Genomic DNA, 289 nt, shown 5'->3' on the forward strand with positions numbered 1-289 from the left:
GTGGCCGCGCAACGCTGGGCGCTGCTGGCTGACGCCGGGCAAGCGGGGGTTGAACAACTGGCCCAGAGCCTGCGTGAACAAGGCCAGCAAGTAAGCCTGCTGGTGCCGGGCGATGTCCAGGCCGTGGCATACCAATTGGCCGCGCTGGATCAAGCCCCCGAGCACATTGTGCAGGTGGCTGGGTTGGACGCAGCCCAAGGGTTGGACGCCCAAGGTGCCCGCTGCATGCAAGCCGCTGCGCTGGTTCAGGCCTGCGAGTCGTTGGGCATGGCCCCGGCTTGCTGGCTGG

1 protein-coding gene is annotated in these 289 nt (G+C 67.8%); it reads left to right on the forward strand.

All coding sequences use genetic code 11. The features are described 5' to 3' along the window. On the forward strand, positions 1-289 hold a 289-nt coding region (locus GHO41_RS30025; RefSeq protein WP_178126641.1), incomplete at both ends, for a hypothetical protein.

Origin of the sequence: Pseudomonas sp. FSL R10-0399 (genome assembly GCF_009600165.1) — a bacterium.
Classification (GTDB): Bacteria; Pseudomonadota; Gammaproteobacteria; order Pseudomonadales; family Pseudomonadaceae; genus Aquipseudomonas; species Aquipseudomonas helleri.